We start from the raw sequence: 14,577 nt of genomic DNA on the forward strand, positions 1-14,577 counted from the left end.
ACGAGCTTTTGGGAGTGTCACAGTGCCAGCCAAGCACGTTCTGATCGTCAGCCCGGCCTCGGCGCGGGAAAACAATGGCAACTGGCACACGGCCAGCCGCTGGGCCCACTTTTTGCGCAGCCGCTACCAGGTGGCCATTGCCCCGGACTGCTGCGCCGGCCCCAATGCGCCCGATGTGCTCATCGCCCTGCATGCGCGCCGATCCGCCGGTGCGGTTGCCGCGTTCGCACGGGCCAGGCCCGGCCGCCCGTGCATCGTGGTGCTGACCGGGACCGACCTGTATCGCGACCTGGCCAGCTCGCCCGAGGCGCAGGCATCCCTCGAGCACGCCACCCATCTGGTGCTGCTGCAGCCGGACGGCGTGGCGCTGCTGCCCGAACGGGTGCGCGCCAGGGTGCGCGTGATCTACCAGTCGGCGCCGGCCATGCGTCCGGTCACGCACGGCCAGGCACGCCGCCACTTCGACATCTGCATGATCGGCCACCTGCGCTCGGAAAAGGATCCCTACACCTTCATGCGCGCGGCCACGCTGGTGACCGCCCCCCGGGTGCGCCTGCTCCACATTGGCGGCGCGCTGGAGTCGCCCCTCGGCCAGGCCGCCACTGCCACCGCCGCCACCACCACCGGCTATCAATGGCTGGGCCACCTGCCCCACTCGTTTGCCCGCCAGCGCCTGGCGCGCAGCCATGCCATGGCGATCTGCTCGCTCATGGAGGGCGGCGCCAACGTGATTATCGAAGCCGTCACCTGCGGCGTACCCGTGCTGGCGTCCGACATCAGCGGCAACCGCGGCATGCTGGGACATGACTATGCGGGCTACTTCCCGGTAGGCGACGCGGCCGCGCTGGCGCGCCTGATCGACCGCAGCGTGGCCGATCCTGCCTGGTATGGCCAGCTGCAGGCGCAGTGCGTGCGCCGCGCCCCCCTGTTTGCGCCCGAGCGGGAACGCGCCGCCCTGCTTGCCCTGCTGGACGAGGCCACGGCAGCAGGCGACGCGGCGGGCGCACTTGCGTCATAATCCCGGCACGCGCTTCATCTGCCGCACCAACCTTGAACGATTCTGAAGAATGGACGACCACATGCCCGACACTCCCATCAAACTGACTTCCTTTTCGCACGGCGGTGGCTGCGGCTGCAAGATCGCACCCGGCGTGCTGGCGGAAATCCTGAAGAATTCGGCCGGCTTCCCCGTGCCCAAAGAACTGATGGTGGGCATCGAGACCGCCGACGACGCGGCCGTCTACAAGCTCAATGACGAGCAGGCCCTGATCGCCACCACCGATTTCTTCATGCCGATTGTCGATGATGCCTATGACTTTGGCCGCATTGCCGCCACCAACGCCATTTCCGACGTCTACGCCATGGGCGGCACGCCCATCATGGCACTGGCCCTGGTGGGCATGCCGGTCAACAAGCTGCCTCTGGAAACGATTGGCCAGATCATCCGCGGCGGCGAAGCCATCTGCGCCGAAGCAGGCATTCCGATTGCCGGTGGCCACACCATCGATTCGGTGGAGCCGATCTACGGCCTGGTGGTGCTGGGCCTCGTGCATCCCTCCAAGGTCAAGCGCAATGCCGGCGCCCGCGCGGGCGACGTGCTGATACTGGGCAAGCCGCTCGGTGTGGGCGTGCTGTCGGCGGCGCTGAAAAAGAATGTGCTGGGCGAAGATGGCTACGCGGCCATGATTGCCAATACCACCAAGCTGAACAAGCCAGGCAAGGCGCTGGCCGAGATGGACGGCGTGCATGCACTGACCGACGTCACCGGCTTTGGCCTGGCGGGCCACCTGCTGGAGCTGGCCCGGGGCGCCAGACTGGGCGCGCACCTGGAGATGGCCGCCATTCCCCTGCTGCCGGGGGTGGAACAGCTGGCGCACGACGGCTACATTACCGGCGCCTCGGGCCGCAACTGGGACGCATACGGCAAGGATGTCACGCTGGCCGCCACCGTTACCCCGGCCCAGCAGGCGCTGCTGTCGGACCCGCAAACCTCGGGCGGACTGCTGGTGTCGTGCGATCCGGCCAGCGTCGATGAAGTACTGGCGTTGTTTGCGCGCGACGGCTTTGGCCAGGCAGCCGTCATCGGCACCATGCAGGCTGGCCAGGCGCGCGTCACGGTCGCCTGAGACCGTCACGCCCGGCGCAGGGCCGCCACCGCCAGGCTGCCTGGCGCGAACCGGCGCTGCCTAGCGCCGGCGCAAGTCGTTCTGGCGCTGGCTGCGCACCAGCGCCAGGCGCCGCTGCGCTTCCACCATGCGGGGCAGCACAAAGGCCAACCACGCGCCACCGGCCACCCCGGCCAGGCCCAACAACAGGGTTTCCACGAGCTGGATGTCCAAGATAGCTCCCTCCAAGTGATCACCATCAATGTCATATCACTGTGCCAGCGCGCCGCCCTCGTAATTTGATTATTCTCAATACCGCTTGCGAACACTGTTCAAAATGTTATCGTTATCTGCCCGGGCGCAGGCGTACACTGGTTTGCCCGGACGGTTCGTGAGTCCACTTTTCTAAAGGAGAATTGCAATGCCATACGTCGATGGGTTCGTGGTACCAATACCGAAGGAAAATATCGAAGCTTACCGCGCCATGAGCGAGCGCTGCGGCGCCATCTGGCGCGAGCATGGGGCGCTGGAGTTCAAGGAGTGCATCGCCGACGATGTCAAGCCGGGCAAGGTCACTTCCTTTCCCCAGAGCGTGATTCTGGAAGACAATGAAACGGTCGCGTTTTCCTGGATTACCTACAATTCGCGCGAGGAGCGCGACGCCATCAACGACAAGGTCATGAAGGACCCCCGCATGGCCGACATGATGAAGCCCGAGAGCATGCCCTTCGACGGCAAGCGCTTGATTTATGGCGGCTTCACCATGCTGGTCGACATGTAAAGCTTGACAGGCAGGCGATGGCGCCCGTACAGTAAGGCCATGACCCTGCCTTCCCATCCTGTTTTTTTCCTATCGCTAGCCGGCTTGCCGCCTGCAGCGCTACTAGCTGCGCGCGCTTAAGTTTTCGCCCCGCATGCCGCGGCCTTGCCCGGCACCCAGCTACACCAGGAAAAACCATGATGCACTCTCTTGTCACCACCCCTGTTCTGCACCTGCTGCTAAAGCTACCGATCGGTTGCCTGGCCTAGCGTTCCCGTGGCCGCCCGGCAGCCTGTCGCCACGCACCCCGCGCTACCGCGCTTCCCCACAGCAAAACAGGAGTTCATCATGATGCATCCGCACCCGGCAGCCAAATACCGCCCCTTCCCCGCCATCGACCTGCCTGAGCGCCGCTGGCCGTCCGCCACCATCACCACGCCGCCTGTGTGGATGAGTACCGACCTGCGCGATGGCAACCAGGCCCTGATCGAGCCGATGACGCTGGAAAAAAAGCTGCGCTTTTTCGACATGCTGGTAAAAATCGGCTTCAAGGAAATTGAAGTGGGCTTCCCCTCCGCCTCGCAGACGGAATTTGATTTTGTGCGCACCCTCATCGAAGGCAAGCGCATCCCCGACGACGTGACCATCATCGTGCTGACGCAATCGCGCGAGGAACTGATCCGGCGCACGGTAGAGGCCGCGGCCGGAGCGACCCGCGCCATCGTCCACCTGTACAACTCGGTGGCACCCGTCTTCCGGCGCGTGGTGTTCAACATGTCGCGCGACGAGATCACCGGCATCGCCGTGCGCGGCACTGAGCTGGTCAAGGAGCTGGTGGCCCAGCACCCGGGCACTGACTGGGGCTTTGAATACAGCCCGGAATCATTCTCGACCACCGAACTGGATTTCGCGCTGGCCATCAGCGATGCCGTCAGCGCCGCCTGGCAGCCAACTGCCGCGCGCAAGATGATCCTGAACCTGCCGTCCACCGTGGAATCGTCCACGCCCAACGTCTATGCCGACCAGATCGAATGGATGTCGCGCCACCTGGCGCGGCGCGACGCGATCGTCCTGTCGGTGCACCCGCATAATGACCGCGGCACGGCCGTGGCGGCGGCCGAACTGGCCATCATGGCCGGTGCCGACCGGGTCGAAGGCTGCCTGTTCGGCAATGGCGAACGGACCGGCAATGTGGACCTGGTCACCCTGGCCATGAACCTGTACACCCAGGGCGTGCACCCGGGCCTGGATTTTTCCGACATCGATGCGGTGCGCCAGCTGGCCGAGTCGTGCAATGAATTGCCGGTGCATCCGCGCCATCCGTACGCGGGTGAACTGGTGTTTACCGCCTTTTCCGGTTCGCACCAGGATGCCATCAAGAAGGGCTTTGCGCGCCAGCAGAAAGACGCGCTGTGGGAAGTGCCCTACCTGCCGATCGACCCGGCCGACCTGGGCCGCAATTACGACGCCGTCATCCGTGTCAACAGCCAGTCCGGCAAGGGCGGCATGGCTTACCTGCTGGAGCAAGGCTACGGCCTGTCCCTGCCGCGCCGCCTGCAGATTGAAATGTCACGCGCGGTGCAGGCCGTGGCCGATGGCAGCGGGCGCGAAATGGATGCTGCCGCCATCCACGCCATCTTCGCCCGCAATTACCTGGATCAGGCCACGCCCTGGGCTTACCGCGCCCACAAGATGGTGGAAGACAGCAGTGCCGGCCAGAGCGTGACCATCGATATCACGCTTGACCACGCGGGCGCGCCCCTCACCAGAAGTGGCGCCGGCAATGGGCCGATCGACGCCTTTGTCAGCGCCCTGGGCCAGGACATCACGGTCATGGATTACCACGAGCATGCCATTGGCGGAGGCGCCGATGCGCGTGCGGTGTGTTACGTGGAAGTGCGGGTCGCGGGCGGGCCGACCGTGTTTGGGGCGGGCATTGACAGCAATATCGTCACCGCCTCGTTCAAGGCCGTGCTGTCAGCCCTGAACCGCCATCACGCCGCCAGCATCATGGCAGCCTGACGCTGCTCAATGCAGGCCGGCGCTGCCGGCGCCGGCCATGCCCGATTCAATCCCTGCGACCAGGCCCGACAGGCGGCGCGGCATGGGCAAATCGACGTAGGCCTGGGCTATTTCAAAGGGGTCGACCATCAGGTTGCCCTTGGCGAATTTGCTGAACTTGCCGACCACGCAGCGGCCGAACAGGCGCGAGCCGGGCGTTTCGTTGACGAACCAGTAGCCGCCATATTGTTGGGCAAAATACTCGCCAATGAAATACATCATGCGCACCAGCAGCCATTTACGGTCTTCATCATCGGCAATGGCCATGTCCTGCAGCGCTTTTTCCACGTACGGCAGATATTGCCCTGCCTGTTTGAGTACTTCGGATGCCGGGTCGATCCCCAGCACATCAATGAAGTCCACCAGCACCGGCGCCAGCTCGGCATAGAAATGGTCGAACTTCTGTTGACGTTCGACAGGCGTTGCGGCTTGTTGGGATAACATGTTTGGCGGAAGTGGTAAGTGGGGAAAGAAAATTTAGCTGCTCCAGCTGCGCCAAGCTTACCCGAAGGTCCCCGCCCGGAGAAGAATACTTGATCCTGCAGGCTGCCAGTGAGGCTTGCAACCAACAAAGTGACATCTAAAAAACAAGAAACGTGTCGCACCTTACGTCTTTCGATGCACAGTCGAAAAAAAAGCTCGCCTAGGCGAGCTCTATTCCAATGTATTACCAATGCTTTAATCGTATCTCAAGCGCCCATGCTATCTGCGTGGTGCGCTGACGTGTAACTCGACCAACGTATCCGGAAGTACAAACCAGGACCGGCTGCCGCCATCTGCGCTCAACCATTACACATCGTCGGGCGCGGGACAGGATCCTTGGTAGCGGCGCCGTTCCAGAAGAACCACACCACAGAACGCAGTGTAGCACAGTTATTTGTGCGCCGCACAAATATTTCTATTTGCCGTCCTCAGGCGGCAAGGGAGGCGGCGGTTGCGTGGTCATCGGTTCCGGTTCATCGTGCTGCTCGTTGCGCCCCACCCGCTCGTATTCGGCAATCACCTGCGCGCCATAGAGCAGCAAGATGGCGCCGATCTCCAGGCTGAACATGACAACGATGGCCGTGGTCATGGACCCGTACACCACATTGACTTGCGACAGCGTGGAAAAATACCAGACCAGCACATGGCGCGCGATCTCCCACAACAGCGCGGCAGTCACCCCGCCAATGAGCGCGTGCGATACCGACAGGCGCCCCACCGGCATGACCAGGTAAATGGAACTGAGCACCAGGATTTCGCCGGTCAGCCCCAGCAGGTACAGCAGCACGCCGGAGACTCCGTCAAGCGACCATGCATAGCCCAGAAACAGCACGCTCTCCTCGCCCATGACCTGCAGCGTGCCGGCCACCAGCGTCACGATCATGATGCCCAGCCCCAGGCCGACAATGTAGCAGTACGGCAGGATGGCCGAGATGAGGAAGCGCCGGCGCCGGATCGCGACGCGGTGATAGAAAATCACGGACATCGCGTTTTCCAGCGCGGTAAAGGCGACGGAACTGAAGAACAGCATCACCAGAAACAGTACCCAGGTGACCAGCTCGCGGTCAGCCAGAAAGTTCGACAGCTCGCCCACCACCGCGCGCGACTGGCTCGGCACCAGCCACTCCAGGTAGCGCGCCAGCGTATCGAGCAGCTCGGCCTGGGGGATGAAGTGTGACAGCGCCACCACCACCAGCATCAGGAACGGCACGATCGACAGCAGCGCGTAATAGGCCACGGCGCCGGCCAGCAGCAAGCCCTGGTTGGCCTTGAAGCCGCGCAGGGTCTGCCACAGGAAAGCCAGTGGATGCTTGAGGATGTATTTGTTGGCCCGCCGGTTCAGGACCAGCAGCTCGGGTCCGAAGCGGCTTTTCATCGTGCCAGCCTCACACCGGTAAATTGCCAGCGCGTGGCGGCAGGGAAGAAATTGCGGTAGCTGCGCCGTGCATGGCCCTCGGGCGTGGCCAGCGAGGCGCCGCGCAGCACGTACTGATTGAGCATGAACTTTCCATTGTATTCACCCAAAGCGCCCGGCGCGCTGGCGTAGCCAGGATACGGGGCATAACTGCTGCTGGTCCACTGCCAGCACGGTCCGGACAGGTCGTCGAGGCCGGGCGAAGCGGCGCCGGCTTCCCATTCGCCTTCGGTCGGCAGGCGCGCGCCCATCCACGCCGCGCAGGCTGCCGCCTCGTACAGCGACAGGTGGCAGGCCGGCTGCGCCAGATCGAGGGATTGCTCGCCGCGCAGGGAAAACTTGCGCCAGCCATCGTTGTCGTCATACCGCCAGTACAGCGGATGGGAAAGCCGCTCGCGGCACACCACATCCCAGCCCTCGGCCAGCCACAGGGCCGGATTGCGGTAGCCGCCATCGTCCATGAAGGCGAGGAAGTCGCCATTGGACACCAGGCGCGTGGCCAGCTGGTAGGGCGCCAGGTACTGGCGGTGGCGCGGCAACTCATTGTCAAAGCAAAAGCCATCGCCTTCGTGACCAATCTCGACCAGGCCGCCGTCAAAGCTGCACCACTCCATGGCACCGGGACGCGCTGCCGCCTGCGGCGCCGCGCTGTCATATGCGGGCAGCAGGGGATTGGCCGACAGCAGGTGCAGCACGTCGGTGAGCATCAGTTCCTGGTGCTGCTGCTCGTGCTGCAGTCCCAGCGAGGCCAGTTGCACCAGGGCCGCGTCGCTGTCGCCCTGCACGTTCAGCAAGGTCAGCATGCGCTGATCAACATCGGCGCGGTAGGCGCGCACCTCGGCCATGGAAGGCCGCGTCAGCAAGCCCCGCGCTGCGCGCGGATGGCGCTCGCCCACGCCGTTGTAGTAGGAATTGAACAGCATGCGAAACGCCGGATGAAACGGGCGGAACCCCGCCTCATGGCGCTCGAGCACAAACGTTTCGAAGAACCAGGTGGTGTGGGCCAGGTGCCACTTGACGGGACTGGCGTCAGCCATGGACTGCGCCGCGCAATCTTCGTCGGACAGGGGCGCTGCCAGCGCCAGGGAGCGCGCCCTCACCTGCCGGTAGTGTGCCTCGATCATGGCCGCAATGCCCTGGCGTAGATGATGGCGAACCACTGGCGTGGATCGGTCCATACGGTGGCAACGGAAAAGCCGCTTTGCTCGAGCAGGCCGGCAAACACCGGCACGGTGTACTTGTAGCTGTTTTCGGTATGAATGGATTCGCCCGCGGCGAAGCTGCGCTCGCCACCCTGCCACGCTACCTGCAGCGCCTCGCGCGCTTCCAGGTGCATTTCCACGCGCCCCTCCTGGGCATTGTAGAAGCCCTGGTGGCGCCACTGGCGCACATTGAAGTTGGCGCCGATCAGGCGGTTCAGGTGGCGCAGCAGGTTCAGGTTGAAGGCGGCAGTCACACCGAGCTCATCATCGTAGGCGCTGTCGAGGACGGCGCTGTCCTTGGCCAGGTCGATGCCGATCAGGATGGCGCCGTCGTCATCGCACTGGGCGCGCATGCGGCGCAGCAGGCCCACTGCCTGTGCGGGCGTGAAGTTGCCGATCGAGGAGCCCGGATAGAAAAACAGGCGCCGCGCGCTCGGCACCTGCTCCGGCAGCACCAGCTGTTCGGAAAAGTCCATGGCCAGCGCCGTCATGTCGATGCCGGGAAACTTCTGGCGCAGCGGGGCGATCGACGCCTGCAGGAAGTCGCTGGAGATATCGATCGCCACGTACCGGGCCGGATGCAGCAGGGGAAACAGGGCGGCGGCCTTGGCGCAGTTGCCGGCACCAAGATCAATCAGGGTGCAGTCAGGGCCCATGGCCTTGGTCATCTCGGCCCCGTGGCGCGCGACGATACTGGCCTCGGTGCGGGTGGGATAATATTCCGGCAGTTCGCAGATGGCCTCGAACAGCCTGGAGCCGAGGCTGTCATAGAAATATTTGGGCGACACCCAGGCCCGCGGCGCGCGCAGCCCGGCGCTGATCTCGGCAAGCGTATCTGCGGGAGCGGTCATGGTCGGCTGCATTGTAATACCTGAAAGGTTGAGGGGTGGGCGCGGCGTTTGCAAGGATTTTGGTATCATAGCTGATTATGTTTTATTCAACGGCACAGCACGAGATGCGTGCTCCCGCGCCCCGGCGCCAGCCATCCACTTCGACAGGATCATATGACTTCGTTTTCCACCATCCGCCGCACCTCCCTCAAGCATGTGCTGACCTGCGCTGCCGCTGCCGCCATGCTGGTCACCTCTGGCGGCGCACTGGCCCAGGCCACCCCGGGCGTGCTGCGCGTGTCCGCCATCCCGGATGAAGCGCCCACCGAACTGCAGCGCAAGTTCCAGCCGCTGGGCGACTACCTGGCCAAGGCTACCGGCATGAAGGTGCAGTTTACGCCGGTGACCGATTACGCGGCCGCGGTCGAAGGCCTGGTCAGCAACAAGCTGGACATGGTCTGGTTTGGCGGCTTCACCTTCGTGCAGGCCAAGGTACGCAGCAAGGGCCAGGTCGTGCCACTGGTGCAGCGCCTGGAAGACGAAAAATTCCGCTCGGTGTTCATCACCACCGACGACGATATCAAGACCCTGGCCGACCTCAAGGGCAAGACCATGGCCTTCGGCTCGGAGTCGTCCACCTCCGGCCACCTGATGCCGCGCTCCTATATGCTGGCCGCCAAGATCAATCCGGACACGGACCTGCGCCGCATTGCCTACTCCGGCGCGCATGACGCCACCGTGGCCGCTGTTGCCGGCGGCAAGGTCGACGCGGGGGCGCTCAACATCTCCATCTGGGACAAGCTGGTGGCCGAGAAAAAAGTGGACCCGGCCGCCGTGCGCGTGTTCTACACCACGCCCGGCTACTACGATTACAACTGGACCGTGCGCGCCGACATGAACCCTGCCCTGCGCAAGAAGATTACCGACGCCTTCCTGGCGCTCGACAAGTCGACCCCGCACGGCAAGACCATCCTGGAGCTGCAAAAGGCCACCAAGTTCGTGCCCACCAAGGCGGAGAACTACGACGCCATCGAAACGGCAGCGCGCAGCGCCGGCCTGCTCAAGTAAGCGTCGGCGCGCCATGAGCTACCGGCTCGAGCAGATCACGGTGCGCCACCTGTCCGCAGGCGGCGCGCTGGCCCTGCACGCGCTCGACCTGGCCATCGCCCCGGGCGAACAGCTCGCCATCATCGGGCCATCGGGCGCGGGCAAGACCACGCTGCTGTCGACCCTGGCCTGCGCCCACCGCCCGGCCAGCGGCCGCCTGGCGGTGCTCGGTCAGCAGCCGTGGGAGTTGTCGGAACGCGCGCGCCACGCCCTGCGCAGCCGCCTGTTCCTGGCGCCGCAGGCGCCGCCCCTGCCGCCGCGCCAGCGCGTGGTCAACGCCGTCCTGGCAGCACGCCTGCCGCACTGGACGCTGTGGCAGGCCATGTGCTCACTGGTGCGCCCGCGCGAGCCCGATGCCGCCCATGACGCCTTGCAGCGCTTTGGCCTGGGCGACAAGCTCTATGCGCGCGTGGACCGGCTCTCGGGGGGCGAGCGTCAGCGCTGCGGCCTGGCGCGCGTGGTGCTGTCCTCGGCCGAGGTCTTCCTGGTCGACGAGCCGCTGTCAGCGCTCGACCCGGCCCTCGCGCGCATCACCCTGGCCGCCTTGCAGCAAGAAGCGGCGCGGCGCGGCGCCACCCTGGTGTGCAGCCTGCACCAGGTGGAGGCGGCGCGTGCCAGCTTTCCCCGCCTGGTCGGCCTGCGCGACGGGCGCATCGTGTTTGACGCCCCGCGCGAGCAGGTGACGGACGCCATGGTGGCCGCCCTGTACCACAATGACACCGCAAGCGAGCCACTGCCTCTGCAGCACGAAACGCCCGAGCGGCTGGCCGTCGGTGCCTGCTTCTAGCGTGGCTGGCACCTTGCATCCCGATCCCGCCTGGCGCGGGCGGCTCGTCACCGCACTGGTGTGCCTGCTGCTGCTGTGGCCCATGCTGGTCTATGCCGAATTCAAACCCTGGCTCCTGTTCGACCTGCGCAGCCTGCGCGCCAGTGCCGGCTTCCTGTCCGGCTTTCTGACGCCGTCGGTCGACCCGCAGTTTCTGCGCCTGATCGTGCACGACACCTGGCAGACGGTGGCCATCGCCACCGCCGGCCTGACCCTGGCCCTGCTGGGCGCCATCCCGGCCACCCTGGTCGCCACCGAGCTGCTGTCAATTTCGCGCCTGGGCACGGGCCGCGTGCGCCCGCTGGCGGCGCTGGTGCGCCAGCTGGTGCGCTGGGTCATGGTGCTGCTGCGCAGCGTGCCGGAACTGGTGTGGGCGCTGCTGCTGGTGCGCGTGGTGGGGCTGGGACCGACTGCGGGCGTGCTGGCCATCGCGATTGCCTACAGCGGCATGCTGGGCAAGGTGTATGCCGAAATCCTGGAGTCGTCCGACAATCACGCCAGCGACATCCTGCTCACCAATGGCAGCTCTCGCCTTTCCTCGCTGCTGTATGGCGCCCTGCCCGGCGCCAGCTCGGAACTGGTGTCCTACACCGTGTATCGCTGGGAGTGCGCCATCCGCGGTTCGGCGGTGATGGGCTTCGTGGGCGCCGGTGGGCTGGGCCAGCGCATGGACGAGTCGCTCAAGGCCATGAACGGCAGCGAAGTGGCCACCATGCTGATCGTGTTCGTGCTGCTGGTGGCAGGCGCCGACCGGGTCTCGCGCCTGCTGCGCCGGAGCCTGTCGTGAGCGCGCGCCCCATGCCGGCCCCGCCGCAGCGCGACTGGCAGCTGCGCGCCCTCCTGATCGCGCTCGTGATCCTGATTGCGGCCAGCTTCATCTCGCTTGATCTGCAATGGGCGGCGCTGTTCGGTCCCGATGCGGCAGCGACCACGCGCGAATTCCTGCAAGGCTTTGCCCCGCCCGAGCTCGATCCGGCATTCCTGCGCAAGTGCGGCGTGGCGGCGCTCGAAACGCTGGCCATGTCGGCACTGGGCACACTGCTGGCGGTGGCCGGCGCCATGGCGCTGGCGCTGCCCGCGTCCGGGCGCTTCGGGCGCGCGGCGCGCAACAGTACCCGCGCCCTGCTCAACGTGCTGCGCTCGATACCGGAACTGGTGTGGGCGTCGCTGCTGCTGGTGGCAGCGGGACTCGGCCCGCTGGGCGGCACCCTGGCGCTGGCATTGCATACGAACGGCGTGCTGGGACGCCTGTTTGCCGATGCCCTGGAAAATACGCCAACAGAGCCGGAACAGGCGCTGCGCACCAACGGCAGCAGCGCCATGGCTGCCTTCCTGTATGCCACCTTGCCGCAGACCCTGCCCCAGATGCTGTCGTATACCCTGTACCGCTGGGAGAACAATATCCGCGCGGCCGCCATCCTGGGCGTGGTGGGCGCCGGCGGCGTGGGCCAGCTCCTGAAGTACCACCTGTCGCTGTTCCAGATGCCAAGTGCCGCCACCGTCATCATCATCATGCTGCTGATGGTGGCGCTGGTCGATGCTGCCAGCTACCTGCTGCGTCGCGCCCTGACCCGATAAAGGACCTTCATGCTGCAGCTGCGCGACCTGACCAAGACCTATGCCGGACGCACCGTCCTCGATTCACTCACCCACCAGTTCGCACCATGCGAATTCGTGGCCATCATGGGCGAGTCGGGCGTAGGCAAGTCGACGCTTTTGAACCTGATTGCGGGGCTCGACGCGCCCGACAGCGGCGACATCCTGGTCGATGGCGTGCAGATGGCGTCCCTGTCCGATGACGCCGCCACTGCCCTGCGCCGCACCCGCATGGGATTCATCTTCCAGGCCTTCCATGTGCTGCCGCATTTGACGCTGGCGCAGAATGTGGCCTTGCCGCTGCTGCTCAATGGCCAGGGCCAGGAACGCGCGCAGGCCATGCTGAGTGCAGTAGGACTGGGAGGGCGCGGCAATGATTTTCCGCGCCAGTTGTCGGGGGGCGAAATGCAGCGCGTGGCCATTGCCCGCGCCCTGGTGCACCGCCCGGCCCTGGTGCTGGCCGATGAACCGACCGGCAACCTCGATCCGGAGACCGCCGACAGCGTGCTGGCCCTGCTGCGCGCCGAAATCAAGGCATCCGGCGCCAGTGCCATCATGGTCACACATTCCCACGCGGCCGCCGCGCAGGCCGATAAAACGCTGGTATTGACCCGTTCCGGGCTTAATTTAGTGCCAAATACGCACAAAATCACGTGACGCGTTCTTTTTTATATCAACTTTGCTGCGAATATATTCTTATCGTAGTATCATCACTATAACCCGTACAGCATGAAAAATAGCAAAATGTCACAACGGGACAGTAAAACGGACAAGCAGCCCAACAGGAAAGTTACCTTCCAGAGGAGAGTACGATGAACGTACGACAGAAGAAATTAGAAATGATCGAGGCGATGAACCGCGCCCGCGCCCTCGAGCCCTCGAGCTTTGTGCCTAACAAGCTGCTCGATACCTTGATTGAAAAAATGAAGCTCAAGAACGACGCCGAGCTGTGCCGCGTACTGGAAGTGCAGCCGCCGATCATCAGCAAGATCCGTCACCGCAAGCTCGCCGTCGGCGCCACCATCTTGCTGCGCATGCACGAAAAATCGGAAATGTCGATCCGCGACCTCAAGGAACTGTCGAACGCCTCGATGCACTAAGCACCGCTGCTTCCGCATTGCTGCCTGGCGCCGGCAGCCGGCCGTGATCTCCGGGCCGGCGGCGCCCCGACGCACTGCCATGAACATGGTCACGCACCCCGAGCCCGTGCGCGTACCAGCTCATCCTTACCATGCCGGCAGATCTGCCCGGCCAGTTGCACCACCGTCTTCCCATCGCTCCACCGTGCATGGCTGGGACCACGGAGCAGACCTTCCATCCACCTCCACGCACGCCACCGCCCCTGCCATTACTGGCTTTTCGGCCGCCCTGTCTTGAGCTGCGGCAAACTGCCCAGTACGCGCTGCAGCGTTGCCATGTCCAGCTGGCTGATCAGGGCCACGCCAATGCGCAGCAGCTCGCTTTTCTTGATGTCGAAACCGGCCTTGAGGCAGGCTTTCTTGACCTGACCGAGCACCGCGTATTCCTGCTCCGGCATGGTGAAGCTGTCGCGCACCAGCTTGGCCTTGCGCGTGCGCTCGCCGCCACCTGCATCGTGCTCCACGGGCGCCGCTTGCGCCGCGCGCCCCGGAGCCTTGGCCGTGACCTCCACTTTCACGAGCTTTTTCGGGGCCGGCCCCGCGCTGCTGCCGGGCGCGCCGCTCTTGCCGCCGGCCGACGCCTTGGGCGTCTTGGCGGCGGACTTCCTGGCCGCAGGCGCTTTGGCGGCGGCGATGGCCCCCGCGCCGGCACTGCCTTTGGCACTCGCGGCCGCACTGCGCGTAGCACTGCCCGTCGCACTACCCGGCGCACTACCCTTGACCGCGCGCGCTGCAGTCTTTGCTGCCGTCTTTGCTGGGGTCTTTGCTGCTGTCTTCGCGACAGCCTTCGCCGCCGGCTTGGCTACGGCCTTGGCTGCCGGCTTGGCTGCGGCCTTGGCCGCTGATTTGGCTGGCGCCTTGACGGGGGCCGTGGCCGCCGTTTTGGCCGGCCGGGCAGCCGCACCGGCGCCGGATGCCGCCTGCGATGTGCTGGCGCCGCGCTTGCGCGGCGCTGCCGGCTTGAGGGCGGCCACGGCGTGGCCATTGGTTTTTGCGGTGCTGGATTTGGCCATGTGCGACTCCGTCGGCTGTTAGGTTGACTCAAATTGATTAA

At 65.0% G+C, this 14,577-nt stretch carries 16 protein-coding genes; 10 read left to right on the forward strand and 6 right to left on the reverse strand.

Annotation, left to right across the window (positions count from 1 at the left end; all coding sequences use genetic code 11):
• The first annotated feature begins 22 nt into the window (after window positions 1-22).
• Window positions 23-1,018: a selenoneine biosynthesis selenosugar synthase SenB gene (gene senB / locus KY495_RS23730; protein ID WP_219881715.1), complete on the forward strand. Its 996-nt coding sequence runs from the start codon at window positions 23-25 to the stop codon at window positions 1,016-1,018.
• Between the two features lie 61 nt (window positions 1,019-1,079).
• A complete protein-coding gene (selD, locus tag KY495_RS23735) occupies window positions 1,080-2,126 on the forward strand; it encodes a selenide, water dikinase SelD (RefSeq protein ID WP_219881716.1) in 1,047 nt (348 codons plus the stop codon).
• A 60-nt stretch (window positions 2,127-2,186) separates the two neighbouring features.
• Here selD and KY495_RS23740 read toward each other — a convergent pair whose 3' ends face one another.
• On the reverse strand, window positions 2,187-2,339 hold the full coding sequence (locus KY495_RS23740) for a hypothetical protein (RefSeq protein ID WP_219881717.1): 153 nt from the start codon (window positions 2,337-2,339) through the stop codon (window positions 2,187-2,189).
• Between the two features lie 187 nt (window positions 2,340-2,526).
• Here KY495_RS23740 and KY495_RS23745 point away from each other — a divergent pair, with 187 nt between their 5' ends.
• Together KY495_RS23745 and leuA are read left to right on the forward strand one after the other, a co-directional pair.
• Complete coding sequence (locus KY495_RS23745) at window positions 2,527-2,886, forward strand: DUF1428 domain-containing protein (protein WP_219881718.1); 360 nt, start codon at window positions 2,527-2,529, stop codon at window positions 2,884-2,886.
• Window positions 2,887-3,213: 327 nt separating this feature from the next.
• Window positions 3,214-4,887 (forward strand): 2-isopropylmalate synthase, encoded by a 1,674-nt coding sequence (leuA, locus tag KY495_RS23750; protein WP_219881719.1) that lies wholly within the window; start codon window positions 3,214-3,216, stop codon window positions 4,885-4,887.
• A 6-nt stretch (window positions 4,888-4,893) separates the two neighbouring features.
• On the opposite strand, the gene KY495_RS23755 is transcribed toward leuA, so the two are convergent.
• The 4 genes from KY495_RS23755 to egtD all read right to left on the reverse strand — a co-directional run bounded on the left by KY495_RS23755 (window position 4,894) and on the right by egtD (window position 8,876).
• Window positions 4,894-5,370, reverse strand: coding sequence for a hypothetical protein (locus tag KY495_RS23755; RefSeq protein WP_219881720.1), 477 nt, complete (start codon window positions 5,368-5,370; stop codon window positions 4,894-4,896).
• Between the two features lie 454 nt (window positions 5,371-5,824).
• Window positions 5,825-6,784: a YihY/virulence factor BrkB family protein gene (locus KY495_RS23760; RefSeq protein WP_219881721.1), complete on the reverse strand. Its 960-nt coding sequence runs from the start codon at window positions 6,782-6,784 to the stop codon at window positions 5,825-5,827.
• The gene (egtB, locus tag KY495_RS23765; RefSeq protein ID WP_219884405.1) at window positions 6,781-7,947 is read right to left on the reverse strand and encodes an ergothioneine biosynthesis protein EgtB; all 1,167 of its coding nucleotides are present in this window, start codon (window positions 7,945-7,947) and stop codon (window positions 6,781-6,783) included. Before egtB ends, KY495_RS23760 begins: the two co-directional genes overlap by 4 nt.
• Complete coding sequence (gene egtD / locus KY495_RS23770) at window positions 7,944-8,876, reverse strand: L-histidine N(alpha)-methyltransferase (RefSeq protein ID WP_229518440.1); 933 nt, start codon at window positions 8,874-8,876, stop codon at window positions 7,944-7,946. Before egtD ends, egtB begins: the two co-directional genes overlap by 4 nt.
• A 153-nt stretch (window positions 8,877-9,029) precedes the next feature.
• Here egtD and KY495_RS23775 point away from each other — a divergent pair, with 153 nt between their 5' ends.
• The 6 genes from KY495_RS23775 to KY495_RS23800 all read left to right on the forward strand — a co-directional run bounded on the left by KY495_RS23775 (window position 9,030) and on the right by KY495_RS23800 (window position 13,484).
• Window positions 9,030-9,923 carry a putative selenate ABC transporter substrate-binding protein gene (locus tag KY495_RS23775; RefSeq protein WP_219881723.1) on the forward strand — a complete coding sequence of 298 codons (894 nt, stop codon included), beginning with the start codon at window positions 9,030-9,032 and terminating at the stop codon, window positions 9,921-9,923.
• A gap of 13 nt (window positions 9,924-9,936) precedes the next feature.
• Window positions 9,937-10,749 carry a phosphonate ABC transporter ATP-binding protein gene (locus KY495_RS23780; RefSeq protein WP_219881724.1) on the forward strand — a complete coding sequence of 271 codons (813 nt, stop codon included), beginning with the start codon at window positions 9,937-9,939 and terminating at the stop codon, window positions 10,747-10,749.
• A gap of 1 nt (window position 10,750) precedes the next feature.
• The gene (locus tag KY495_RS23785; protein ID WP_229518441.1) at window positions 10,751-11,575 is read left to right on the forward strand and encodes an ABC transporter permease; all 825 of its coding nucleotides are present in this window, start codon (window positions 10,751-10,753) and stop codon (window positions 11,573-11,575) included.
• Window positions 11,576-11,586: 11 nt separating this feature from the next.
• Entirely contained in the window at window positions 11,587-12,366 is a 780-nt protein-coding gene (phnE, locus tag KY495_RS23790) for a phosphonate ABC transporter, permease protein PhnE (RefSeq protein ID WP_219884406.1), read from the forward strand.
• Window positions 12,367-12,375: 9 nt separating this feature from the next.
• Window positions 12,376-13,041 (forward strand): ABC transporter ATP-binding protein, encoded by a 666-nt coding sequence (locus KY495_RS23795; RefSeq protein ID WP_219881726.1) that lies wholly within the window; start codon window positions 12,376-12,378, stop codon window positions 13,039-13,041.
• A gap of 155 nt (window positions 13,042-13,196) precedes the next feature.
• Window positions 13,197-13,484: a hypothetical protein gene (locus KY495_RS23800; protein WP_219881727.1), complete on the forward strand. Its 288-nt coding sequence runs from the start codon at window positions 13,197-13,199 to the stop codon at window positions 13,482-13,484.
• A gap of 248 nt (window positions 13,485-13,732) precedes the next feature.
• On the opposite strand, the gene KY495_RS23805 is transcribed toward KY495_RS23800, so the two are convergent.
• Window positions 13,733-14,536, reverse strand: a complete 804-nt coding sequence (locus KY495_RS23805; RefSeq protein ID WP_219881728.1) for a hypothetical protein — start codon at window positions 14,534-14,536, stop codon at window positions 13,733-13,735.
• Window positions 14,537-14,577 lie beyond the last annotated feature (41 nt).

The sequence above is a fragment of the Massilia sp. PAMC28688 genome (assembly GCF_019443445.1).
Classification (GTDB): Bacteria; Pseudomonadota; Gammaproteobacteria; order Burkholderiales; family Burkholderiaceae_D; genus Telluria_A.